The sequence below is a fragment of the Micromonospora sp. RTGN7 genome, from assembly GCF_033804645.1.
GTDB lineage: Bacteria > Actinomycetota > Actinomycetes > Mycobacteriales > Micromonosporaceae > Micromonospora.
Window position 1 is genome coordinate 155803 of record NZ_JAPZLF010000002.1, and the last position, 23112, is coordinate 178914.

Annotated in this window: 16 protein-coding genes; 12 read left to right on the forward strand and 4 right to left on the reverse strand. The window is 74.5% G+C overall.

The genetic code is table 11. From position 1 onward, the window contains the following. Nucleotides 1-23 precede the first annotated feature (23 nt). The 4 genes from mnmA (at nucleotide 24) to SNR22_RS04110 (ending at nucleotide 3667) form a co-directional block, all read left to right on the forward strand. Complete coding sequence (mnmA, locus tag SNR22_RS04095; RefSeq protein ID WP_320065089.1) at nucleotides 24-1097, forward strand: tRNA 2-thiouridine(34) synthase MnmA; 1074 nt, start codon at nucleotides 24-26, stop codon at nucleotides 1095-1097. A gap of 114 nt (nucleotides 1098-1211) precedes the next feature. Beyond that, nucleotides 1212-2216 carry a methionine synthase gene (locus SNR22_RS04100; RefSeq protein ID WP_320065090.1) on the forward strand — a complete coding sequence of 335 codons (1005 nt, stop codon included), beginning with the start codon at nucleotides 1212-1214 and terminating at the stop codon, nucleotides 2214-2216. Between the two features lie 35 nt (nucleotides 2217-2251). Beyond that, complete coding sequence (locus tag SNR22_RS04105; protein ID WP_320065091.1) at nucleotides 2252-2617, forward strand: VOC family protein; 366 nt, start codon at nucleotides 2252-2254, stop codon at nucleotides 2615-2617. Between the two features lie 48 nt (nucleotides 2618-2665). After that, on the forward strand, nucleotides 2666-3667 hold the full coding sequence (locus SNR22_RS04110) for an ADP-ribosylglycohydrolase family protein (protein WP_320065092.1): 1002 nt from the start codon (nucleotides 2666-2668) through the stop codon (nucleotides 3665-3667). Nucleotides 3668-3824: 157 nt separating this feature from the next. Here SNR22_RS04110 and SNR22_RS04115 read toward each other — a convergent pair whose 3' ends face one another. Further along, nucleotides 3825-4397, reverse strand: a complete 573-nt coding sequence (locus tag SNR22_RS04115) for a type II toxin-antitoxin system PemK/MazF family toxin (RefSeq protein ID WP_320065093.1) — start codon at nucleotides 4395-4397, stop codon at nucleotides 3825-3827. Between the two features lie 551 nt (nucleotides 4398-4948). Between SNR22_RS04115 and ligA the strand changes: the two genes are divergently transcribed. The 6 genes from ligA (at nucleotide 4949) to SNR22_RS04145 (ending at nucleotide 15731) form a co-directional block, all read left to right on the forward strand. Next, nucleotides 4949-7084, forward strand: coding sequence for an NAD-dependent DNA ligase LigA (ligA, locus tag SNR22_RS04120; RefSeq protein WP_320065094.1), 2136 nt, complete (start codon nucleotides 4949-4951; stop codon nucleotides 7082-7084). Nucleotides 7085-7277: 193 nt separating this feature from the next. After that, complete coding sequence (locus SNR22_RS04125) at nucleotides 7278-9749, forward strand: putative bifunctional diguanylate cyclase/phosphodiesterase (RefSeq protein ID WP_320065095.1); 2472 nt, start codon at nucleotides 7278-7280, stop codon at nucleotides 9747-9749. Nucleotides 9750-9906: 157 nt separating this feature from the next. Further along, nucleotides 9907-10212: an Asp-tRNA(Asn)/Glu-tRNA(Gln) amidotransferase subunit GatC gene (gatC, locus tag SNR22_RS04130; protein ID WP_007075103.1), complete on the forward strand. Its 306-nt coding sequence runs from the start codon at nucleotides 9907-9909 to the stop codon at nucleotides 10210-10212. Further along, a complete protein-coding gene (gene gatA / locus SNR22_RS04135; protein ID WP_320065096.1) occupies nucleotides 10209-11684 on the forward strand; it encodes an Asp-tRNA(Asn)/Glu-tRNA(Gln) amidotransferase subunit GatA in 1476 nt (491 codons plus the stop codon). Before gatC ends, gatA begins: the two co-directional genes overlap by 4 nt. A 13-nt stretch (nucleotides 11685-11697) precedes the next feature. Continuing rightward, nucleotides 11698-13191 (forward strand): Asp-tRNA(Asn)/Glu-tRNA(Gln) amidotransferase subunit GatB, encoded by a 1494-nt coding sequence (gene gatB, locus SNR22_RS04140; RefSeq protein ID WP_320065097.1) that lies wholly within the window; start codon nucleotides 11698-11700, stop codon nucleotides 13189-13191. Nucleotides 13192-13373: 182 nt separating this feature from the next. Next, complete coding sequence (locus SNR22_RS04145; protein ID WP_320065349.1) at nucleotides 13374-15731, forward strand: transketolase-like TK C-terminal-containing protein; 2358 nt, start codon at nucleotides 13374-13376, stop codon at nucleotides 15729-15731. Between the two features lie 57 nt (nucleotides 15732-15788). Here the strand turns inward: SNR22_RS04145 and SNR22_RS04150 are convergent, their stop codons facing one another. Both SNR22_RS04150 and SNR22_RS04155 read right to left on the reverse strand, forming a co-directional pair. Then, the gene (locus SNR22_RS04150) at nucleotides 15789-17366 is read right to left on the reverse strand and encodes a metallophosphoesterase (RefSeq protein WP_320065098.1); all 1578 of its coding nucleotides are present in this window, start codon (nucleotides 17364-17366) and stop codon (nucleotides 15789-15791) included. Between the two features lie 80 nt (nucleotides 17367-17446). Next, nucleotides 17447-18622 (reverse strand): PQQ-dependent sugar dehydrogenase, encoded by a 1176-nt coding sequence (locus SNR22_RS04155; protein ID WP_320065099.1) that lies wholly within the window; start codon nucleotides 18620-18622, stop codon nucleotides 17447-17449. 92 nt (nucleotides 18623-18714) lie between these two features. Between SNR22_RS04155 and SNR22_RS04160 the strand changes: the two genes are divergently transcribed. Next, entirely contained in the window at nucleotides 18715-19641 is a 927-nt protein-coding gene (locus SNR22_RS04160) for a 2-hydroxyacid dehydrogenase (RefSeq protein WP_320065100.1), read from the forward strand. A 34-nt stretch (nucleotides 19642-19675) separates the two neighbouring features. On the opposite strand, the gene SNR22_RS04165 is transcribed toward SNR22_RS04160, so the two are convergent. Continuing rightward, nucleotides 19676-20053 (reverse strand): PH domain-containing protein, encoded by a 378-nt coding sequence (locus SNR22_RS04165; RefSeq protein ID WP_320065101.1) that lies wholly within the window; start codon nucleotides 20051-20053, stop codon nucleotides 19676-19678. A 235-nt stretch (nucleotides 20054-20288) separates the two neighbouring features. Between SNR22_RS04165 and SNR22_RS04170 the strand changes: the two genes are divergently transcribed. Further along, on the forward strand, nucleotides 20289-22991 hold the full coding sequence (locus tag SNR22_RS04170; RefSeq protein ID WP_320065102.1) for a putative bifunctional diguanylate cyclase/phosphodiesterase: 2703 nt from the start codon (nucleotides 20289-20291) through the stop codon (nucleotides 22989-22991). Nucleotides 22992-23112: the final 121 nt, after the last annotated feature.

Here is a 23112-nt window from a genome sequence, read left to right on the forward strand (position 1 = left end):
GGTGGGGAAGGGAGCGTGACGGGGTGAGGGTTCTGGCGGCCATGTCGGGCGGGGTGGACTCCGCCGTGGCGGCGGCGCTGGCCGTGGAGGCCGGGCACGACGTCACCGGCGTGCACCTGGCGCTGGCCCGCAACCCGCAGACCTACCGCACCGGGGCACGCGGGTGCTGCACCCTGGAGGACTCTCGGGACGCCCGGCGGGCCGCCGACGTGATCGGCATCCCGTTCTACGTCTGGGACATGGCCGACCGGTTCCACTCCGATGTGGTCGCCGACTTCGTCGCCGAGTACGCGGCCGGCCGTACCCCGAACCCCTGCCTGCGCTGCAACGAGAAGATCAAGTTCGCCGCGGTGCTGGACCGGGCCGTCGCGCTGGGCTTCGACGCCGTGGTCACCGGCCACCACGCCCGGCTCGGCCCGGACGGCCTGCTGCGCCGCAGCGTCGACCTCGCGAAGGACCAGTCGTACGTCCTCGCGGTGTTGACCCGCGCCCAGCTCGACCGGTCCGTCTTCCCGCTCGGCGACTCGACCAAGGTGCAGGTCCGCGAGGAGGCGGCCCGGCGCGGGCTCGCCGTGGCGGACAAGCCGGACTCGCACGACATCTGCTTCATCGCCGACGGCGACACCCGCGGCTTCCTCGCGGGGCGGCTCGGCGAGGCACCCGGCGACGTGGTCGACGCGCTCACCGGCGCGGTGGTGGGCAGCCACACCGGTGCGTACGCGTACACGGTGGGGCAGCGGCGCGGCCTGCACCTGGACCGTTCAGCCCCCGACGGCCGGCCGCGCTATGTGCTCTCGATCACCCCGAAGACCAACACCGTGACGGTGGGTCCGGCGGAGGCGCTGGACGTCTCCGCGGTGCGCGCCGAGCGTCTCGTGTGGACCGGCGGCGAGCGGCCGACCGCGCCGATCGAGTGCGAGGTGCAGCTGCGCGCTCACGGCGACGTGGTTCCGGCCGCCGTCGAGCTGACCGGTGACACCCTCCGCGCCGAGCTGCGCCGCCCGGTGCGCGGTGTCGCCGCCGGCCAGGCCGTGGTGGCCTACCGGCCGGACCCGGCTGGCGACGTGGTGCTCGGCTCCGCCACCATCGCCGGCTGAGGCCCACCACCATCGGCCGGCTGAGGCCCACGGTCACCGTGGTGAGCTGGGGTCCGCCGCCGGCCGGCGTCCCGTCCCGCCCCTTGACGGTGGCGGCCCGTATACCCTTCGCTCGTGACAGATCTTGCGTGGCCCTGGCCCGCCGGCGCGGCGACCGGCATCGGTTCGCTGCCCGGCACCGACGTCGCCGAGGCGCAGCGGATCGTCCTCGGTGAGCTGCCCGGGTTGTCCCACCTGCCCGAGCTGCCCGCGCGCGGGCCGGGGGCAGACCTGATCGGCCGTACCGGCGGCCTGCTGGCCGAGCTGCCCGTCGAGCTGTATGTGGGTCGCTGGCGGGTCGCCCCCCGCCCGGGGCGGGACCTGCGCCGAGCCCGGGACCTCCTGGAACGCGACCTCGACCAGCTCGCCGAGCAGGCCGAGGAGTACGCGGGGACGATCAAGGTGCAGGCCGCCGGCCCGTGCACCCTCGCCGCCTCGCTCGAGCTGCCGATCGGCGGCCGGATGCTGCGCGACCCCGGCGCGGTGCGGGACCTCACCGGCTCCCTCGCCGAGGGGCTGCGCATACACGTCGCCGCGGTCACCCGCAGGCTGCCCCGCGCCACGGTGCTGCTCCAACTCGATGAGCCGTCCCTGCCGACCGTGCTGGCCGGGCGGGTGCCCACCGAGAGTGGCCTCGGCGCGTACCGCCCGGTGTCGGAGCCCGACGCGGCGGCCCTGCTGCGCACGGTGGTCGACGCGGTCGGGGTGCCGGTCGTGGTGCACTGCTGCGCGCCGGACGTCCCGCTGGAGCTGATCCGTTCGACCGGCGCCGCCGCGGTCGGGCTGGACCTGAGCCTGGTGCGGGGCCTGGACCCGCTCGGCGAGGCCATCGACGCCGGGCTCGGGCTGCTGGTCGGCGCCGCACCGGCCACCCCGCCGCCGGACGGTCGCGCGCCGACTTCCGCCCAGGTCGCCGACCGGGTACGTCAGCTCTGGGACCGCCTCGGCTTCCCGCGCCGCCGGCTCGCCGAGCAGGTGGTGGTCACCCCGGCCTGCGGCCTCGCGGGGGCCACCCCGCAGTACGCCCGGGCGGTGCTGGCGGCGTGCCGGGACGCGGGGCGGCGATTCGCCGAGGACTGACGTTTCCTGTCGTACCCGGTGGGCAGGATGACGCCATGATTGGACACCTGCGTTCCACGGTGATCGATTGCCCCGATCCCCGCGCCCTCGCCACCTTCTACGCCGAGCTGCTGGGCCTGCCGGTGGCGGATGAGGACTCCGACGACGACTGGGTGGTGCTCGGCGGCCCGGTGGGCCACCAGCCCCGGCTCGCCTTCCAGCAGGCACCCGACCTGCGCGCGCCGACCTGGCCGGACCCGGAGCGGCCCCAGCAGTTCCACCTCGACGTCACCGTCTCCGACATCGAGACCGCCGAGAAGGCGGCGCTGGCGCTCGGCGCGCGGCGGCTCCCCGGCGAGGGGGAGGGCTTCCGGGTCTACGCCGATCCGGCCGGTCACCCGTTCTGCCTCTGCTGGGATTGACCCGCGCCCACCTGGCGATGGTTGCGTCCACCGGGCATCATCGCCAGGATGATCGACTCCTCGCTCCGGCGGGCCTCCGGCTCGCTCTTCGGCCTCGCCTACGGTGATGCGCTGGGCCGACCGACCGAGTTCCTGACCGTCGCCGAGATCCACCGCCGGTACGGCCCGTCCGGGCCCTGTGAGTTGGAGGGCGATCCGGCACTGGTCACCGATGACACCCAGATGGCGCTCGCGGTGGCCTGGGCGCTGCACGACGCGCCGGTGCTCACCCCGGAGGCGGTCGAGCCGCTGCTGCGCAAGCGCTTCCTGGCCTGGGCGATCAGCCCGGAGAACAACCGCGCCCCCGGGATGACCTGCCTACGGGCCTGCGCGGAGCTGTCCCGGGGAGTGCGCTGGCAGGAGGCGACCGTGGCCGGCTCGAAGGGCTGCGGCGCCAACATGCGGGTCACCCCGGTCGGGCTGCTCCCCGTCGACCTGGACACCCTGGCCGGTCTCGCCCAGCTCCAGGCCGGGCTGACCCACGGCCACCCCACCGGGCTGGCCGCCAGCGAGCTGACCGCGTACGCGGTCCGGCTGCTCTGCGACGGCACGGCGCTGGCCGAACTGCCGGCGCTGCTCGCCGAGCGGGCCCGCGAGCAGCGCCGGGTCTACCGGGCGGACTGGCTCGGTGACCTGTGGCAGCGCCCCGGCGTGGACTCGCCGCAGGAGTTCATCGCCCGTGGCTGGGACGAGTGCCTGGGCGCCCTGGGCCGACTGACCACGACGCTCGCCCGCCCCGACGACGGCGGCGACCCGTGCCGGCGTACCGGTGAGGGATGGGTGGCCGAGGAGGCCCTGGCAACCGCGCTGCTCTGCGCCCTCTGGCACGCCGACGACCCGGTCGGCGCGCTGGCCCGGGGCGCCACCACCGCCGGCGACTCCGACTCGATCGCCGCGCTGGCCGGCGCCTTCGTCGGCGCCGCCCACGGCATGCCCGCCTGGCCGGCCGACTGGTCCACCCGCATCGAGTACGCCGACCAACTAACTACCCTCACCACCCCCCACAACTAACCCCCCACCCCACCCCACCCCACCCCTTCCCGCCCCCGCCCCGCCCCGCCCCGCCCCGTTGATCATGAAGTTATAGCTACGACACGCCGGGGTGGCCGGCAATAACTTCATGATCAACGGGGCGGGGCGGGGGCGGGGGCGGGGGCGGGGGCGGGGGTTAGGGGGTGGGGAGGTGGGGGAGGGCGGTCAGTTGGCGCCAGAGGTGGGGGGCGAGCTGGCCGGCGTGGTCCTGGAAGGCCGCGGTGGTGACGCGGATGGGCTCGCTGATGTCGAGGAAGCTGTCGTGCTCGGCGTCGGGGTCCCAGTCGCGGGTGGGAATGCGGACATGATCGTCCCGGTCGGACTTGTCCTGACTGGTGATCTTGAGTACGTCGGCACCCCGGCCGTCGGCCCGCAGCACGAGACAGGGGCGGATCTTCGAGCCACTACCGTCGGCGTACGGGACGTCGGCCCACCAGATATCCCCGGGACGCGGCGTGCCGGCGGGGGCGGTGGTCCGTTCGGCGGCGCGCGGCCGGGGCGGGGCGGCCGGACGGCCGGAGGAGCGTGTGTCGGTACCCCGGCCGGGGCGGGTGGTGGTGCCCTTCGGGCGCGGCCTGGACCGCTCGGGTCGGGATCGGTTCCGCCGGGCACGGGCAGGGTCGGCGTTGCGCCGGCGCCACTCGCTCCACGCCCAGCCGGCCGCGACGGCCAGCGCGATCACCAGCGTCCAGAGCAGCCAGTCCGGCATCCGTTCCCCCTTTTTCCGCGCCGGCCCGAGCCCCTCCGACGGTGCGGCGATCCTCGCACGTCGGCGGCGCGGCGGCCCGTCGGGCGCGGCGTGCGACCGGTGGATTGTCCCACCGGACCGATACGGTGCGGGGGTAGCTTGATCACGGGAGGTCGCACGACGTGTCCGGTAGCGGCGAGGTGTCGGGGAGCGGCAGGGTGTCCGAAAGCGGCAGAGCGTCGAGGAGCGGCAGAGCGTCTCAGGACGACCCGGCGTCGGCGGCCGAACCATCGGCGGAGGCCGACGGGGAGTCGTCGGGCGGCGCGAGGTCCGGGGCGGGCGGGGAGTCGTCGGGCGGCGCGAGGTCCGGGGCGGGCGGGGAGTCGTCGGGCGGCGCGAGGTCCGGGGCGGGCGGGGAGTCGTCGGGCGGCGCGAGGTCTGAGGCCGACGGGGAGTCGTCGGGCGGCGCGAGGTCTGAGGCCGACGGGGAGTCGTCGGGCGGCGCGAGGTCTGAGGCCGACCGGGAGACGTCGGGCGATCCGAAGGCCGGTGCCGATCCGAAGGCCGGTGCGGTGGCGGAGGATGTCGTCCCGCAGCGGGTCACCCCGGCGCAGGAGGCGGCGGCGGGCACCGAGCCGACCATCGAGGCGCGGGAGCGGCACGCCACCCTGAGTCAGGAGCTGACCGAGCACCAGTACCGCTACTACGTGCTGGACGCCCCGATCATCACCGACGCCGAGTTCGACCGGCAGTTGCGCGAGTTGGAGGCGCTGGAGGCGGAGTTCCCCGCCCTGCGCACCCCGGACTCCCCGACTCAGCGGGTCGGCGGCACGTTCTCCACCGACTTCACCCCGGTCACCCACGCCGAGCGGCTGCTCTCCCTCGACAACGCGTTCGCCGACGAGGAGTTGGCGGCCTGGGCCGAGCGGGTGGAGCGGGACGCGGGCGGTCCGGCGCCCTACCTGTGCGAGCTCAAGGTGGACGGGCTGGCGATCAACCTGACCTACGAGAAGGGCCGGCTGGTCCGCGCGGCCACCCGGGGCGACGGGCGCACCGGCGAGGACGTCACCGCCAACGTCCGCAGCATCCGGGACGTCCCGGCCCGGCTGACCCCGTCCGACGAGTTCCCCGACGTGCCTGAGTTCATCGAGGTGCGCGGTGAGATCTACTTCCCGGTGGCCGCCTTCGCCGATCTCAACGCCGGCCTGGTCGAGCAGGGCAAGGAGCCCTTCGCCAACCCGCGCAACGCTGCTGCCGGCAGCCTGCGCCAGAAGGACCCGCGGGTCACCGCGTCGAGGCCGCTGCGGCTGGTGGTGCATGGCATCGGCTCCCGGCGCGGCTACACCCCGACCGCCCAGTCCGAGGCGTACGCGGCGTTGCGGGCGTGGGGGTTGCCGACCAGTGACCGCTGGCGGGTGGTGCCCGACCTGTCCGGTGTCGCCGAGTTCATCGCGTACTACGCCGAGCACCGGCACGACGTCGAGCACGAGATCGACGGCGTGGTGGTCAAGGTGGACCCGGTCTCCATCCAGGGCCGGCTCGGCTCGACCAGCCGGGCCCCGCGCTGGGCGATCGCCTTCAAGTACCCGCCGGAGGAGGTCAACACCAAGCTGCTCGACATCGACGTCAACGTCGGCCGCACCGGCCGGGTCACCCCGTTCGCCGTGCTGGAGCCGGTTCGGGTGGCCGGCTCCACGGTGGCCCTGGCCACCCTGCACAACGCGCGCGAGGTGGAACGCAAGGGCGTGCTGATCGGCGACACGGTGGTGATCCGCAAGGCCGGCGACGTGATCCCCGAGGTGCTCGGCCCGGTGGTCGACCTGCGGCCCGCCGACGCCCGGCCGTTCGTCATGCCGACCAACTGCCCGGCCTGCGGCACCCCGCTCGCCCCGGCAAAAGAGGGCGACATCGACATCCGCTGCCCCAACAGCCGCAGTTGCCCCGCGCAGTTGCGCGAGCGGGTCTTCCACCTGGCCGGGCGAGGCGCGTTCGACATCGAGGTGCTGGGCTACAAGGGCGCGGCGGCGTTGCTGGACGCGCAGATCATCGTGGACGAGGGCGACCTGTTCGGCCTCGACGCGGAGCAGTTGGCCGGGTCGCCGTTCTTCGTCAACAAGGACGGCAGCCTCGGCACCAACGCCGTGAAGCTGCTCGACAACCTTGCCGTGGCCAGGGAGCGTGACCTGTGGCGGGTGCTGGTGGCGCTCTCCGTCCGGCACGTTGGCCCGACCGCAGCCCAGGCCCTTGCCCGGCACTTCCGCTCGATGGCGGCGATCGAGGCGGCCACCGAGGAGGAACTCTCCTCGGTCGACGGCGTCGGCCCGACGATCGCGGCCAGCATCATCGAGTGGTTCGCCGTCGACTGGCACCGCGAGGTGGTCCGCAAGTGGGCCGAGGCGGGCGTACGGATGGCCGAGGAGGCCGGCGACGAGGGGCCGCGCCCGCTGGAGGGGCTCACCGTCGTGGTGACCGGCACCCTCGTCGGGTTCTCCCGGGACCAGGCGGCCGAGGCGATCCAGACCCGGGGCGGCAAGGTCACCGGATCGGTCTCGAAGAAGACCAGCTTTGTGGTGGTGGGGGAGAACCCCGGCTCCAAGGCGGAGAAGGCGGTCGGTCTGAAGCTGTCGGTGCTGGACGAGGAGGGTTTCCGGGTCCTGCTCGACCAGGGCCCGGACGCGGCCCGGGAGGTGGCCCGCGTCATCGAGTGACGCGGCCCGGGAGGTGGCCCGCGTCGTCGAGTGATGTGGCCCGGCGCGTCTTGACCGGACCTGCCGCGCATACCAACTTAATTACGACTACGACCGATTCGTGGCTGTCGTCTCGGACAAACCGGCACTCAGGGCGTTTCATGGGGGGCACGACGGGCGCAGGGCCCGCCGCGACCACTACCCGGGAGGTGCGATGGGGGCCGTCGATCCGCGAAACTCCGTCCCGCCGGGACGGGTGGCGCCCTTCTTCGGCTTCGTCGCCGCCGTCACGGCGTTGGCGCTGGGGGTCTCGGCGGGGCCGCTGACCGCCCTGCCGGGTCGGCTCGCCGAGCTGCCGGCGGCGTTCTGGACGATGGCGGCGCTGGCCGTGGTCTGCGACGCCCGGCCGTTCGTGCCGCCGGGGCGGCGGCAGTCGTCGGCGGTCTTCCCGTCCACCTGCTTCACCTTTGCCATCCTGCTGGGCTGGGGGCTCGGCCCGGCCGTGGCGGTGCAGACGGTGGCGGTGGTCGTCTCCTCCTTGCGGACGGGACAGGCCGGGTGGCGGGCCGGCTTCAACGCCGCCCAGTACGCCTGCGCCCTCGCCGCCGCCGCCGTGGTCACCGGCCTCGGGCCGGGTGAAATTTTCGACGGTGGGCGGCTGAGCTGGGGCGACGTGCTGGCGGTGGGCGGGGCGGCGGCGGCCTGGTTCGCGGTCAACTACGGCCTGGTCAGTGCGGCCATCCGGCTGCGGTTCGGGGACCGCTGGTGGCCCGGCGTCCGGTCGGGCCTGGGCTACGAGCTGATCTCCACCGGGTCGCTGCTGCTGCTCGCCCCGGTGCTGGTGGCCGCCGCCCGGGCCAGCGCCGCGCTGATCCCGCTGGTGCTGGTGCCGCTCTTCGCGGTGTACCGGATGGCCCGGCTCGCCGTCGAACAGGAACAGCTCGGCGCGCTCGACCCGCTCACCGGCCTGCCCAACCGCAAGGCGCTGCTGACGGAGGTGGCCGAGCAGGTCCACCTGCACGCCGAGCGGGCGGCCCGGGGCGACCAGGACGCCCACTTGGCGCTGCTGCTGATCGACCTGGACCGGTTCAAGAACGTCAACGACGCGCTCGGTCACGCCGTGGGTGACCGGCTGCTGGTCGAGGTGAGCGCCCGGCTGGCCGGCGCCGTGCGGGAGCAGGACCTGCTCGCCCGCCTCGGCGGGGACGAGTTCGCCATCCTCGCCACCGGGCTGACCGGCGTGGACGCCGCCCGGGAGCGGGCCGAACGGCTGGTGGGCGCGCTCGCCGAGCCGGTGGCGCTCGACGGCCTGCCGCTGGACGTCGGCGGCTCCATCGGCATCGCGATCTACCCCGAGCACGGTGAGGACTTCGCCACCCTGATGCGCCACGCCGACGTGGCGATGTACGACGCGAAGCACCGCAACGACACCGTCGCCGTGTACGCCGCCGAGTCCGACCACAACTCCGCCGAGCGGCTGGGTCTCCTGGCTGACCTGCGGCGCGTACTCGAAGCGGGTCCGGTGGGGGCGGCGGGGCGGGACGACCGGGGGGTCGCCGGGGTGCGTGGTGGGGACGGCGCCGCGCTGCCCGCAGCCCTCGCCCCGACGGTCGCCGACCGGCCGGGACGATCGACCGGCGGGGCGGCCCGGTGGGGGGCGCGCCGGCGCCGGGAGCGTCCGGCGTCCGCCCACCCCGACGAGCTGATCGACCGGATCGTCACCGCCGCCGACCCGCTCCGGCGGCGTGCCGCCGTGGCCGGGGACGGGCCGCAGCAGCCGGGGGAACCGGGCGGCACCGTGGCGGCGGAGGAGGGGGTCGACCGTGGGGCCGGGCCGGGAACACCGGTGGCGTACGCCGAGCCGGCCGGCCGGCACCCGGCGCCCGGCGAGGTCGGCGAGGTCGGCGAGGTCGGCGAGATCACCATGTACTACCAACCCCAGGTCGCCATCGCCACCGGCGAGGTGGTGGGCGTGGAGGCGCTGCTGCGCTGGCGGCACCCGCGCCGGGGCATGGTCGACCCGGAGGAGCTGATCCGGGTCGCCGAGCAGAGCGCGGTGATGCGGCTGCTCACCCGCCGGGTGGTCGACGACGTGGTGGGGCAGTTGGCGAAGTGGTCGGCGGCCGGGATCACCCTGCGGGCCGCGCTCAACGTCAGCGTCCGGGACCTGCACACCGGCGAGATCGCCGATCAGATCGCCGACCGGCTCGCCCGGTACGGTGTCCACCCCGAGCGGCTGCAACTGGAGATCACCGAGGGCGCACTGATGGCGGATCCGCGCCGGGTGCTGGCCACGATCTCCCGGCTGCACACCATCGGGGTGGCCATCGCGCTGGACGACTTCGGCACCGGTTACTCGTCGATGCAGCACCTGCGCCGGTTGCCGCTGTCCGAGGTGAAAGTGGACCGGTCGTTCGTGCTCGGGATGGCCGACGACGCGGACGACGCGGCGATCGTCCGGTCGATGATCGAGCTGGCTGGGGCGCTGGGGCTGCGGGTCGTCGCCGAGGGGGTGGAGGACGAGCGGACCTGGCGGCTGCTGCACGCCGCCGGCTGCGACGTGGCGCAGGGCTGGTTCTACGCCCGGCCGATGCCCGCCGAGGAGTTGGCCACCTGGCTGGCCCGGTACCGGCCGCTGCGCCCGGCGGCGCGGGAGGCGGGGACTCGACCCCCGCAGGCGCGCTGAGCGCGGGCCCGCGTGCCGCCGGCGGGGCCGGAGGGGGAGTCGGGGACGCCCGGTGGGTGCTGGACAATAGACTCGCTCCGGTCACCGCATGTCATCGTCATCCCGGCACGCGGCGACCCACCGCCGGAACAGCACGACAGCCACGAAGGGGGCACTGATGGCCGCCATCTCCCGCGAGGAGGTCGCGCACCTGGCGCGACTGTCGCGGCTCGCCGTCACGGAGGAGGAGCTGGACACCTTCGCCGGCCAGCTCGACACGATCCTCCAGGCGGTCGCCCAGGTCGGCGAGGTCGCCGCGGCCGACATTCCGCCGACCTCGCACTCCGTACCGCTGACGAACGTGCTGCGTGAGGACGTGGTGGTGCCGGGTCTGACCCCGGCGGAGGCGCTGTCGGGCGCGCCCGACGCGGAGGAACAGCGGTTCCGCGTCCCGCGGATCCTGGACGAGGATGTGGCGTCATGAGCGAGCTGATCACGAAGACCGCGACGGAGATCGCCGCGCTGGTCGCCAGCGGGGAGGCCTCGGCAGTCGAGGTGACCCGGGCGCACCTGGACCGGATCTCCGCCGTCGAGGAGCGGGTGCACGCCTTCCTGCACGTCGACACCGAGGGGGCGCTCGCCGCCGCCCGGTCCGTGGACGAGCGCCGGGCCGCCGGCGAGGAGTTGGGCCCGCTGGCCGGGGTCCCGGTCGCGGTCAAGGACGTGCTCACCACCAAGGGCGTGCCGACCACCGTCGGCTCGAAGATCCTCGAGGGCTGGCGTCCGCCGTACGACGCGACCATCGTGCAGCGGCTGCGGGCCGCCGGCACGGTGATGCTCGGCAAGACCAACATGGATGAGTTCGCGATGGGTTCCTCCACGGAGTACTCGGCGTACGGGCCGAGCCACAACCCGTGGGACCTCGACCGCATCCCGGGCGGCTCCGGTGGCGGCAGCGCCGCCGCCGTCGCGGCGTACGAGGCGCCGTTGGCGATCGGCTCGGACACCGGCGGCTCGATCCGTCAGCCCGGCGCGGTCACCGGCACCGTCGGCGCGAAGCCCACCTACGGCGGCACCTCCCGCTACGGCCTGGTGGCGTTCTCCTCGTCGCTGGACACCCCGGGCCCGTGCGCGCGTACGGTGCTCGATGCGGCGCTGCTGCACGCGGCGATCGGCGGCCACGACCCGCGCGACTCCACCTCGATCCCGCAGCCGGTGCCCGACGTGGTCGCCGCCGCGCGGCTCGGCGCGACCGGCGACCTGACCGGCGTGAAGCTGGGCGTGGTCACGGAGTTCACCGGCGAGGGCGCCGAGCCGGGCGTGATGGCGGCGTTCCGCGAGTCGGTCGACGCGCTGGCCAAGCTGGGCGCCGAGATCGTGGAGGTGTCCTGCCCCCACTTCAGGTACGCGCTGCCGGCGTACTACCTGATCGCCCCCAGCGAGTGCTCCTCCAACCTGGCCCGGTTCGACGGCGTCCGGTTCGGCCTGCGGGTCGGCGACGACGGCAACCGGTCGCTGGAGGAGGTCATGTCGCTGACCCGGGAGGCCGGCTTCGGGCCCGAGGTCAAGCGCCGGATCATGCTCGGCACGTACGCGCTCTCCTCGGGCTACTACGACGCCTACTACGGGCAGGCGCAAAAGGTCCGCACCCTGATCACCCGGGACTTCACCGCCGCATTCGAGCGGGTAGACGCGCTGATCTCGCCGACCACGCCGTTCGTGGCGTTCCCGATCGGCGCACGCACCGCCGACCCGTACCAGATGTACCTGGCGGACCTGTTCACCATTCCGACGAACCTGTACGGCGGGCCGGGCATCTCGGTGCCGTGCGGCCTCTCCGACGGGCTCCCGGTCGGGCTCCAGATCATGGCCCCGACGATGGCGGACGACCGGATGTACCGGGTCGCCGCCGCGCTGGAGTCCACGGTCGGCACGTTCACCCCACCGGCACTGTGAGGCAGGAGCACCGATGACGACCACCTTGCCCGCGTACGACGACGTCGTTGCGCGCTACGAACCGGTGATCGGCCTGGAGACCCACGTCGAGCTGGGCACGAACACCAAGATGTTCTGCGGCTGCCCCACCGACTTCGGCGGCGAGCCGAACACCCGGGTCTGCCCCGTCTGCCTGGGCCTGCCCGGCTCGCTGCCGGTCGCCAACAAGGCCGCCATCGAGGCGACCATCCGGATCGGCCTGGCGCTGAACTGCTCGATCGCCGACTGGTGCCGGTTCGCGCGGAAGAACTACTTCTACCCGGACATGCCGAAGGACTTCCAGATCAGCCAGTACGACGAGCCGCTCTGCGTCGACGGGTACCTGGACGTGGAGGTCAACGGCGAACTGGTGCGGATCGGCATCGAGCGGGTGCACCTGGAGGAGGACACCGGCAAGTCGCTGCACGTCGGCGGCGCCACCGGGCGCATCCACGGCGCGACCGAGTCCCTGGTCGACTACAACCGGGCCGGCATTCCGCTGGTGGAGATCGTCACCAGGCCGGTCCCCGGCATCGGGGTGCTCGCCCCCGAGGTGGCCCGCGCGTACGTCACCGAGCTGCGCGACGTGATCCGTTCGCTGGGCGTCTCCGACGTGCGGATGGAGGAGGGGTCGCTGCGCTGCGACGTCAACACCTCCCTCAACCTGCCCGGCGAGGAGTGGGGCACCCGCACCGAGACCAAGAACGTCAACTCATTGCGCTCGGTGGAGCGGGCGGTCCGCTCGGAGATGCTGCGCCAGGCGTCGGTGCTCGACGCGGGCGGCCGGATCATCCAGGAGACCCGGCACTTCCAGGAGGACACCGGTGACACCCGGCCGGGCCGGTCGAAGGAGACCGCGACCGACTACCGGTACTTCCCGGAGCCGGATCTGGTGCCGCTCGCCCCGGACGCCGCGTGGGTGGCCGAGCTGAAGGCCGCCCTGCCGGAGCTGCCCCGGCTGCACCGCCGCCGGCTCCAGGAGCAGTGGGGCCTCTCCGACGCCGACATGCAGTCGGTGCTCAACGCCGGCGCGGTCGAGCTGCTCGAGGCGACCGTCGCCGCCGGGGCCACCCCCGCCGCCGCCCGCAAGTGGTGGCTGGGCGAGCTGTCCCGCCGGGCCAACGAGACCGGCGTGGAGCTGGCCGACATCGGGGCCACTCCGAAGCAGGTCGCCGAGCTCCAGGCGCTGGTCGACGCCGGCAAGCTCAACGACAAGCTGGCCCGGACGGTCCTGGAGGGCGTGGTGGCCGGCGAGGGCTCGCCGACCGAGATCATGAGCAACCGGGGCCTGGAGGTCGTCTCCGACACCGGCGCCCTCACCGCCGCCGTGGACGAGGCGATCGCCGCGAACCCGGACATCGCCGAGAAGATCCGCAGCGGCAAGGTCGCGGCGGCGGGCGCGCTGGTCGGCGCGGTCATGAAGACCACCCGGGGCCAGGCCGACGCGAAGACCGTCCGTGAGCTGATCCTGGCCCGCCTCGGCGCCTGACGCACGCAAGGAAGGGCACCTTCTTAACGCATTCTGCATGGGAAGGTGCCCTTCCTGACCCGCCGGCCCCCTCGGCGCCTCCCGACCCCCCCGCCGGCACCCCCGGGGCAGCCGGGCGTACCCCCGCACTCCCCGCACCCCCTCGCGAGGGCGTCAACGGAGACGCCCGGATGGAGTCCACCGTGAACCAGCACGACCTCGACGTTCTCGACGAGATCCAGCGGCGGGTGCTCTGGCTCGCCACCCGCATCGTCGACGCGGCCAACCACGACCGGGACACCGGCGACGGGGTGAAGGTCGGCGGCCACCAGGCGTCGAGCGCGTCGCTGGTCACCGCGATGACCGGGCTGTGGTTCGCCCACCTCGACGCCGAGGACCGGGTCGCGGTCAAGCCGCACGCCTCGCCGGTCTTCCACGCCATCCAGTACCTGCTGGGCAACCTGGACCGGTCGTACCTGCCGAGGCTGCGCGCTCGGGGCGGGCTCCAGTCGTACCCGTCGCGCACGAAGGACCCGGACGGGGTCGACTTCTCCACCGGCTCGGTCGGCCTCGGCGCGGCGGCTCCGCTCTTCGCCGCCGTGACCCGGCGGTACGTCGACGCCCACTTCGGCGAGCGCCCCCGCTCCCGGTTCGTCGCCCTGATCGGCGACGCCGAGCTGGACGAGGGAAACATCTGGGAGGCGGTCGCCGACCCGGCCACCACCGGCCTGGGCAACGTGATGTGGCTGGTCGACTTCAACCGTCAGTCGCTGGACCGGGTCGTGCCGGGCATCCGGATCAACCAGTGGCGCGGCCAGTTCGAGGCCGCCGGCTGGCACGTCGTGGAGGTCAAGTACGGCCGCCGGCTCGCCGCCGCGTACGCCCGGCCGGGTGGGGAGGCGCTGCGCGACTGGATCGACGCGATGCCCAACGAGCAATACCAGTCGCTGTTCGGGTTGGCCGGGCCGGCGCTGCGCGGGCAGTTCCTCGACGGCGCGCCGGCTCCGATCGCCGACCTCATCGCCGACGTGCCCGACGACGAGCTGGGCCCGCTGGTCACCGACCTGGGCGGGCACGACCTTCAGGCCATGCTCGACGCGTACGCCCAGTGCGACGCCGTCACCGATCGGCCCAGCGTGGTCTTCGCGTACACGGTCAAGGGGTGGGGGTTGCCGATCGCCGGCAATCCCCGCAACCACTCCGCGCTGCTGACCACCGAGCAGGTCGATGCCCTGCGCGCCGCGCAGGGGCTGACCCCCGCCACCGAGTGGGACCGCCTCGACCCGGCCTCGGAGGCCGGCATCCGGGCCGGCGCCCGCCGGGAGGCGCTGTCCCGCGCGCCCCGCGAGCGGGCGCTGCCGGTCACCGTCCCGGAGACCACCCGGGTACGCGCCAACAAGCCCGTCTCCACCCAGGAGGTCTTCGGCCGGGTGCTGGTGGAGCTGGCCCGCGACGAGAACGTGGCCCCGTACCTGGTCACCACCGCCCCGGACGTGGCCACCTCCACCAACCTTGCCGGGTTCATCAACAAGACCGGCGTGTTCGCCCCGACCGCGCAGCGCTCCTGGAACGAGGACCGGATGCTGCGCTGGACGGAGAGCCCGTCGGGCCAGCACATCGAGCTGGGCATCTCGGAGATGAACCTGTTCCTGCTGCTCGGCCAGCTCGGCCTCTCCTGGGACCTGTCGGGGCAGCCGCTGCTGCCGGTCGGCACGGTCTACGACCCGTTCGTGCTGCGCGGCCTGGACGCGTTCCTCTACGGCACGTACTCCGGCTCCCGGTTCGTGGTCGCCGGCACCCCGTCGGGCGTCACCCTGGCCCCCGAGGGCGGCGCCCACCAGTCCACGATCACCGCGTCGGTGGGCCTGGAGCTGCCCGGGGTCACCTTCGTCGAGCCCGCGTACGCGGCCACCCTGGACTGGCTGCTCTGCGACGCGATCGGGCAGATCGCCACCGGGGGCGTGCCGGCCACCACCGCCGCGCCGGCCGAGGACGGGGCGTACTACTTCCGGCTCAGCACCCGCCCGATCGACCAGGCCCCCTTCGAGGCGGCCCGGGCCCGGCTGGGCGACGCGGTGCTGCGTCGGCAGGCGGTCGCCGGGGCGTACCGGCTGGTGGACGCGCACCACACGTACCCGCACCTGGCCGACGCGCCGGTGGTGCAGCTCGCCGCGTCCGGCGCGGTGCTGCCCGAGGTGGTGGCCGCCGCCGCCGAGCTGGCCGAGGAGGGCATCGCCGCGCACGTCGTCGACGTGACCAGCCTGGACCGGCTGTACCGGGCCTGGCAGCGCACCCTGCGCCAGGGGGTGCGCACGGCCACCGTGCCGAGCGTGCCCGGGGCGCTGCGGTCGGCGTTCGTCGACCGGGTGCCGGTGGTGACCGTGCACGACGCCGCCTCGCACGCGATGGCGTGGCTCGGCTCGGCGGTCGGCGCCCCGGCGGTACCGCTCGGGGTGGACGAGTTCGGCCAGTCCGGCAGCGTCCACGAGCTGTACGAGCTGCACGACCTGCTTCCCGGCAGCATCGTCAACGCCGCCCTGGCCGCCCTCTCCCTGCGCTGAGGGCATCCCCGGGGAACTCGCTACCGGAGGCGTGAGGAAGGTGCCCTTCCTTACCCCTCAGCGGGTCGGGGTGGGGGTCACCGGGACCTCCGCGCCGGCCTTCGGGACCGGCACGACGTGCCGCTCCAGGCTGACCTGTGACTGGCCGGTCCCGCCGACGGTGATGTCGTCGTACGCCTGGAGCAGCTTGTCCTGGTCGAGGTAGAGCACCGTCATCGACAGCGGGGTCGGCTTCTCACCCTCCAGGCCGCGCAGCCCGGCCCCGCCGGTGGACCCCTCCACCATCAGCTGGGTGGTCATCTGGCCGGGCACCTGCGGCAGCTTGGAGACCTGCCGGGCGTGGGCGTGGCCGGCGAGCACCAGCGGGCAGGTGCCCGACAGTGGCCCGGCCGAAGCCGGGTCGTGCACCAGGGCGATGTTCACCGGCTGGGGCGACTTCCGGATGGTGGTGGCGAGCTGCTCGCCGGCCCCGATCACCTGGTCGGCGACCTGCTTGGTCAGGCCGCTGCCGGCGGGTGAGGTCTCCTTGTCGGGGGTGAACCGGGGGTCGCCGATGCCGGCGATGGTCAGCCCGGCGACGGTGGTGATCGAGTTGTTCAGCACGATCGCGTTCGGCTGCTGGGCCACCGCCGCCGCCGTCTTGTCCGAGTCGTGGTTGCCTCGGATGTAGACGTAGGGCTTCTTGAGCAGCCCGATCGACCCCACGTACGACGCCTCCGGCTCGCTGCCCCAGTCGGTGAGGTCGCCGGTGTCGATCACCACGTCGATGCCGAACTGTTCGACCACGGTGCGGATCAGCTGCCAGCCGGTCGGGTTGAGGTGCATGTCGGAGACGTGCAGGACCCGGGTGGTGCCGGGTGCCGGCTCGTACACCGGCAGGGTGGCGACGGTGGTGTAGAGCTGGCTGACGTTGCCGACGATGCGCTGAAGCTGCTCGGCGTACTTGGTGTAGTCGTTGGCGATCCGCCGGGCGTCGCCGACGATCGCCGGGGCGTTGACCAGCAGCCCCTCGTACCGGGGTTCCTCGAGCGACTGCGGGCGGATGGTGGACGCGGCCAGGCCGAGGCTGCCGCCGGTGATCACCAGGGCCAGCCCGCCGGCCCAGGCGGTGCGCCGGGTGTCGCGGAACACGAGCCCCGCCAGCAGGAGGGTGACCAGCAGGGTCGCGCCGATGGTGCGCAGGCCGAGGCGCAGCACCCCGTTGCGCACGTCGGTGACGGCGGACTGGCTGGCCCGGCTGATGCTCGCCGGGTCGTCGATCAAGGCCTCGGTGCGCCGCTGGTCCAGCGCACCCAGCCCCACGGTCAGGTGGGTCGGCCCGTCGTGGCTGTCCAGTTGCAGGGCGCCGAGTGGTGGGATGTCGACGGTGCTGCCGCCGGTGATCGCGGGCGAGAGGGTCAGCTCGGCCCGGAACGGGCCGATGTCGGTGTCGACGCGTCCGCCGCCGAAGGTACCCAGCACCACCCCGGCCAGGGCGACCGCCACGACGGCGAGCGCCACGCCCACCCGGCGGACCCGGCCGCGTCCGACCGACCGGTCGCCGCGTCGGGGTCGGACCGCCCAGCGCCGGCCGCGACCGGTCGCCGGGGTGTCGTTGTCCCCGTTGTTCGGCTGCTCGTTCTCCTGCCCGTCCATGCTGAGATTCTGACCTGCCCAGTGAAGGATCTTGGTAAACCCGGGATACCGACCCGGTCGGTGCTGCCGCGCCGGCCGGATCAGCCGCGCCCGGCGCCGCCGTCGGAGAAGACCAGGCGGAGGATGCGGTCGTCCTCGGGTGCCGGCTTGCCCCGCCCGTCGTGGTTGGAGGTGGTCACCCAGATCGACCCGTCGGGCGCGGCGACCGCCGCCCGCAGCCGCCCGTATTTGCCGGTGAGTAGCTCCCGGGGCTGGCCGAGCACGGTGCCGGTGTCGGTCAGCTCGACCAGCCAGAGCCGCTGCCCGCGCAGGCAGGAGGTGAGCAGTAGTCGGCCGCTCGCCGCCAGGCCCGAGCAGGACGCGGCGGAGGTCGGCCACTGCACCAGCGGGTTGGCGTAGCGCTTGTCGTCGGACTTCCCCTCGACCTGGGGCCAGCCGTAGTTACCGCCCGGGGTGATCCGGTTGATCTCGTCCCAGGTGTTCTGGCCGAACTCGACGGCGTGCATCCGCTTGCCGGCGTCCCAGGCGAAGCCCTGCACGTTGCGGTGGCCGAGCGACCAGACCGGCGAGCCCGGATACGGGTTGCCGGGGGCCGGCTTGCCGTCGGCGGTGATCCGCAGGATCTTGCCGCCGACGTTCTTGCGGTCCTGGGAGGCCTCCCGGTTGCCGGCGTCGCCGGTGCTGGCGTAGAGGTAGCCGTCCGGGCCGAAGGCGAGCCCTCCGCCGTTGTGGATGCCGGCCTGGGGGATGCCGGTCAGGATCGGCGTCGGCTGGCCGCCCAGCTCCAGCTTGACGATCCGGTTGTCCCGCTCGGTGGTGTGGTAGACGAAGATCGTCCGGTCCGACGCGTAGCGGGGCGAGACGGCGATGCCCAGCAGGCCGCCCTCCCCGCCGGCCGACACGTCGGGCACGGTCTGCACGGCGGTGACGGTAAGCCCGTCGCGCCCGGACCCGGGGCCGACCTGGAGGATTCGGCCGCTGTCGCGCTCGGTGACCAGCGCGCCGCCGTCGGGCAGGAAGGCGATCCCCCACGGCACCCGCAGCCCCTTGGCCAGCATGGTGGTCACGACCGGCTGGCCGGCGCCGCTGTCCGGGGCGGAGGCGGAGGGGGTGGGCAGGTTCGGTGGTTCGCCGGCCGGGTCCGGCTCCGGCTCGCCGAAGCTGCATCCGGCGGTGGCCAGCAGCAGCGCCGTGCACGACGCCGCGACGACCACGCGCAGCGGGCTCTTGCGGGGGTACGGGGGACGGGCGCTCACCCGGCCCAGCCTAGTCGCACGGGCGGCGGGTTGAGGGGGCACACACCGGCCGATGGGTGAGCGGCACCGCGGGGCGGCTATCGTCGGCGGGCGTGAAGGTATGGATTCCGCACCCGGCCGGCCGGACCCTGCTCGGCGACGTGCCCCCCGGGGCCACCGTCGAGGTGGCCGAGGACCCGTCCCGACTCCCGTCCGACGTGGCCGACGTGCGGTTCTGGGTGCCGCCGTTCCTCTCCGGCTCCGACGCCACCGCCCTGCTCGGCGAGCTGCCCGACCTGCGGGTGGTGCAGCTCCTCTCGGCGGGTGCGGATGCCTGGGCCGGCCGGATGCCCGAGGGTGTGACGCTCTGCGACGCGCGGGGCGTGCACGACTCCGGCACCGCCGAGTGGGTGGTCACCGCGATCCTCTCCCTGCTGCGCGGCTTCCCCGCCTTCGCCGTCGCCCAGTCCCGCCGCGAGTGGGCGTACGACGAGGTTTGCCCGACCGACGAGTTGGCCGGCAAGCGGGTGCTGATCGTCGGCGCGGGCTCGATCGGCGCGGCGGTGCGCGCCCGGCTGGCGCCGTTCGGGGTGACCTTCACCCTGGTCGCCCGCACGCCCCGTCCCGGCGAGGGGGTGCACGGGGTCGGCGAACTGCCGGCACTGCTGCCCGGGGCCGACGTGGTGGTGCTGTTGGTGCCGCTGACCGAGGCGACCCGGGGCCTGGTCGACGAGGCGTTCCTCGCCGCGATGCCCGACGGCGCGTTGCTGGTCAACGCCGCGCGTGGCCCGGTGGCCCGGACGAACGCGTTGGTCGCGGAGTTGACCACCGGTCGGCTGCGGGCCGCGCTGGACGTCACCGACCCTGAGCCGTTGCCCGCCGACCACCCACTGTGGGGGTTGCCCAACGTGCTGCTCACCCCGCACGTCGCCGGCTCGGTGCGCGGGCTGCTGCCCCGGGCGTACCGCCTGGTGGGGGAGCAGGTCCGTCGGTTCGCCGCCGGCCAGCCCCTGGTCAACACGGTGGCGGACGGCTACTGACCCGGCCGCTGCCGGATCGATGCTCCGGCGGTGGTCAGCCGGTCGGGTCGGCGAGGGGCTGACCGGTGACGGCGACGAGTCGGGGGAGTTCGGTGCCGCGCACCGCGGGCAGGACCATCCACTTGCCGTCGTCGAGCCGGGCCACGGCACGACCCCGGGCGTCGGTGGTCAGCTCGACGATCCGCTCCCAGCCGATCCGGCGTTGCCCGGTCAGCGCCCGCAGGCGCAGCCCCCGGGCGTCTGCCTCGGTGCCGGCGCGCCAGGCCCAGACGGCGACGGCGAGCGGGACGAGTAGCACCGGCACGAAGTACCACCGGGCGCTGGCCAGCGGCAGCGCCCCGATGAAGGCGATCACCGCCGCGACCAGGATCGCCTGGTTGGGGCGGAAGCGGACGGTCTCGGTGCGACTCACCCCCCGATGATCCCACCCGGGCCGCCGGGGGCTCCGGGCGGGCGGTGGCGGAGGTGACCCGCGCCATGAGTGTGACCTGAATCACTCACGATCGGCCGCAATGGCCGTATCCAACGGTGTGAGTTGGTCGTTTCATGAAACTGGGCTCGATGACTCACCGTGCCCACGCCGCGCCGGGTCGCCACGCCGGGGCGACGCCACCGTCCCGCAACCGCACCGCCGTACCGCACCGCCCGTGCCCCTCACGAAGGCGACCGCCGTGCCCGTCGCGTACCCCTCCGGCGCCTCCCGCCGTGCCCCGCGCCCCGCCGACCTGCTGGTGCTGGCGGCGACGCTCCTGCTCGTCCTCGCCGGCCTGGCCGGCCTGGTCCCGCCGCTGGCCGTGGTGGCGCTCGCCAGCGCCATCGGCAGCGTCCTGGCCGGCGTCCGGCTCTCCCGGCTGGCCGCCCCGGGCCGGGAAACCGGGCCGACCGGGGACGGCCTCGCCCGCCTCGCCCGGCCCGACGTCCCCGACCGGCTGCACCGCCGCGCCGCCCGCTGCCGTCCGGCCGCCGGCCTGCTCGACGCGGCGGTGGCCATGGTCGGGCTGACCGTCGCGGTGCTCCCGCTCGTCGGTTCCGGCCTGCGGGCCGCCGTCGGCGCGGCCGGTCTCGGGCTGGCCGCCCTGGCGCACACCGGCGGACTGCTCCTGCTGCCCGGCCGCAGCCGGCTGCCGGCCCGGGCCCGGGTCCGCCGCGCGGTCGACGTCGTCAGCCTGGGCCTGAGCCTGGTCTTCGCCGCCTGGGTGCTGCTACCGCCGGGGCCGGTCCCGCCCGCCGCCCGGGTCGCGGCGGTGGCCGGCGGGTTCGGCGTCGCGGCGATCGGCGTCGCGGCGCTGGCCGACTGGCGGCGCCGGCCGGGCGCGGCGATCTGCCTGCTCGGCACCGGGGCCGCCCACTTCGGTCTGCTCGCGCTGATCGTGCTGCTCGTCTACGACGCCCCGGGCCCGGCCCTGCTGACCACCGTCGGGCCGCTGGTGGTCGGGGCCCTGCTGACCGCCGCAGGCGTCCGCCGGGTGGCCGCTGGCGACCCGTGCCGGCCGGGCGGCCCGCCACCCGCCTGGCCCCGGGTCAGCGCGCCGGCCGTCATCGCCGCCCTGGCCGCCGGCGGTCACCTGGCCGTGTACGGCGACTTCGCGCCGGGCACGGTCCTGCTCGGGCTGGCGGTGGTCCCTCTGCTGGTGGTCCGGGAGCTGATCTCCGTCACCGACAACCGCCGGTACGCCGCCCGCCTCGCCGCCCAGGAGGCGCACTTCCGGGCCCTGGTCGCCGGCGACAACGACCTGATCCTGCTGCTGGACGAGGCGTCGCGGGTGCGCTGGCAGTCCCCGGCCGCGACCCGGCTGTTCGCGCTGACCGACGCCCAGGTGGTCGGCCGGCCCTTCGTCGCCCTGCTGCACCCCGACGACGTGCTGCGGGCCGCACTGCTGCTCGACGGGGCGCGCGCTGGCGTCCGGCCGACGCTGCTGCTCGCCCGGCTCCGCGACGGGCACGGGGCATGGCGGGAGACCGAGTCGACGATCAGCGACCAACGAGACGTGCCCGAGCTCCACGCGCTGGTGCTGCACGTGCGCGACGTCGGCGAGCGTCGCCGGCTGGAGCGGGCGGTGCGTCAGCTCGCCGTGACCGACCAGCTCACCGGGCTGGTCAATCGGGGCGAGCTGCTGGGCGAGCTGGCCGCCCGACGGCACGGGACGGGGGCGCTGCTGGTGGTGGGCCTGCACGGCCTGGGCGCGGTCAACGACGGTCGGGGCCACGTGGTCGGCGACGTGGCCGTGGTCGAGGTGGCCCGCCGGCTGCGCGCGACGGTCGGCCCGGACGACCTGGTGGCCCGGCTGATCGGCAACGAGTTCGGCATCGTCACCACCACCGGCCCGGTGCTGGCGTACGCGCTGGGCGCCCGGCTGCTGGAGGCGCTCGCCGAGCCGTACCGGGTGGCGGGCGGCGAGGTCCGGTTGCAGGCCAGCATCGGACTGGCCGAGGTCTCCGGCGCCGCCGCGGACGACGTGCTGCGCCAGGCCGACCTGGCTCGTCGCCGGGCCGCCCAGCTCGGCCGGGACCGGATCGAGTGGTACGACGGATACCTGGAGGAGCAGCTCGTGCGCCGGCTCGACCTGGAGCGGGAGCTGCCCGGTGCGGTGGCCCGGGGCGAGCTGGACCTGGTCTACCAGCCGGTGCTCGGGCTGACCGACCTGCTGCCGGTGGGCACCGAGGCGCTGCTGCGCTGGCGCAGCCCCGTGCTGGGCACCGTGCTGCCGACCGAGTTGCTGCCGGTCGCGGAGGACCTGGACCTCCTCGGCGAGGTGGGCCGCTGGGTGCTGGACCGGGCGTGCCGCCAACTGGCCGACTGGTCGGTCGGGGACCGGCGGCTCTGGATGTCGGTCAACGTCACTCCGCGGGAACTGGCCGCGCCGGACTTCCTCCAGCGCGCCGCGGCGGTGCTGGCCACCCACGGGGTGCCGCCGGACCGGCTGGTGGTCGAGGTGGCCGAGCCGCGCATCGGGGCGGAGCTGACGACGGTGGTGGCCCGGCTGGGCGGGCTGCGCTCGCTGGGCGTGCGCACCGCGCTGGACGACTTCCGGGCCGCGCACGCCTCGTTGGCCCAGCTTCGGCGGCTCCCGATCGACCTGCTCAAGCTGGCCCCGCACGGGGTCGACGCGGCCGACGCAGGGCAGCGCCCGCCGGCCGGCTCCGGGCAACGCCCGCTGACCGACGTGGTGGTGAGCCTCGGCACCCGGCTCGGCCTGGAGATCGTCGCGGCGCAGTTGGAGACCCCGGCCCAGGTGGATGCCGCCGGCCGGGCGGGCTGCCGCTACGGGCAGGGCTTCGCGCTGGCCCGGCCGGCGACCGCCGAGCGGGTGGAGGCGTACTTCGAGGAGTTCCCGTCCGCGTCCCGATGAGCGCGCCCCACGGGCCACCCCCCACCCCCACACCACCCCCACCCCCACCCCACCCCCACACCACCCCCACCCCGCACCCCGCACCCCCACCCCCGCCGATCTTGCACTTCCGGCCCCCACA